The sequence below is a fragment of the Vibrio sp. D401a genome (genome assembly GCF_030248515.1).
Lineage (GTDB): Bacteria > Pseudomonadota > Gammaproteobacteria > Enterobacterales > Vibrionaceae > Vibrio > Vibrio rotiferianus.
This window is the reverse complement of record NZ_JAHGAI010000030.1, coordinates 1-1,444: the sequence shown is the minus strand read 5'-3', so window position 1 is coordinate 1,444 and position 1,444 is coordinate 1. Positions and strand designations below refer to the sequence as shown.

The 1,444-nt window shown below is 37.7% G+C and carries 2 protein-coding genes; both read left to right on the top strand.

All coding sequences use genetic code 11. The annotated features are described in order from the left end of the window. Positions 1-189: 189 nt before the first annotated feature. Complete coding sequence (locus KIV41_RS12965) at positions 190-813, top strand: hypothetical protein (protein WP_285336634.1); 624 nt, start codon at positions 190-192, stop codon at positions 811-813. Between the two features lie 135 nt (positions 814-948). Beyond that, on the top strand, positions 949-1,377 hold the full coding sequence (locus KIV41_RS12955) for a hypothetical protein (protein WP_285336635.1): 429 nt from the start codon (positions 949-951) through the stop codon (positions 1,375-1,377). Positions 1,378-1,444 lie beyond the last annotated feature (67 nt).

The following is a 1,444-nucleotide window of genomic DNA, read 5'->3' as shown; positions in this document are numbered from 1 at the left end:
CATAACAAACTGTTCAAGAGGGATTCGCAACGCGTGGCATTTTCACTATGCGTTGATTTTTGTGTTTAAGGTGGTGTGCGGTCGCTTCGGTATTGCGTTGCTCACCCCTTAACAGGGCGTTAGCTTACCAGCATAGTAATCGAGGTTCTATTTAGATAAAGTTACGGACTTCGATAGTGGATTATTATAATGAATAGTGTCAATAAAAGTAACAAGCTTCTATTAGGATGTTCAATTGTTACTCTCGGCGTAGTATTTGGTCAAGTGAGCATTGAAAAAGTTAATTTAGGGGTTGTAACTATCAATAACTTGGCAACTTTGACTAGATTCGGGTTATTCGCATATCTGTCATATTTATTGTGGGAGTTCTATCAAAATTGGATAACTGATCTTAAAGTTGAGCTTGCAGACGATCTAGAAAACTATTTATGCACATTTTTAACCAAACTTTTAATTGAGCGAATCAAAGAAGAAGGTCCTAAATTTTGTGATGTAGACCAAACTTTCATTGAAATGAGAGACTGGTCTTGTGTATCAGCAAAATCATCATGGTTTAACTACCATCCAGATTGTGGAAGATATAGCTCTCAAAGATGCTTACGAGTTCAGCTTGAAAACAAAGTCGACCCAAATCAATGTTCGGAACTCAAACATGTGGTTCACTATTTTGACAAAGACGACCTTAATGATATTGGCATTAAATATTGGCTAAGTTGGTTGATTAATCACACATTTTTCCGGATTGCTATATTACCTGCGGTTTTGGGTTTATTCGCTTGGCTATCAGTTTTAGTAAGCCTAATTGTAAGCTAACAATCTGTTTAAGAGTGATTCGCAACGCTTGGCATTTTTGCTATGCGTTGCGTTTGGTGTTTAAGGTGGTATGCGGGAGCTTCGGTATTGCGTTGCTCACACCTTAACAGGGCGTTAGGTATCTTCGAGGATTATATGCAAATAACTGTACCAATGTATGTAAAGGGTCGTAGCTTTATTATGGCAGGGGGATTAGTGAATGCTTATGGTGGGGACAGGTTTGTTTATTTCCATTTACTATGTCAGGGCATTGAGTGTATAGCTAAATCTGTTCTTCTCAATCAAGACTATGAACTCTATGAACCTAAGTTAAAAGATAAGTTCGGACATGATCTCACTAAGTTGTATTGTGAGGTAGAAAAAACCAATAGCGTATTTACTCTTTCAAAGGGAGCCGTTTTAGAGCTTGAATTTTTAAATAGATATTACAAGAGACACATGCTTCGTTACGGTAGTGAGGTAGACTTTGGTGAGGATACTCAGTCGTTAAAAGTAGGACAGTTATATAGCGAAGTTTTGGCGTGTTTAACTGCTTTAAACGAACTATTTACGTCCAATACCTAACAAACTGTTCAAGAGGGATTCGCAACGCGTGGCATTTTTACTATGCGTTGGTTTTAGTGATTAAGGT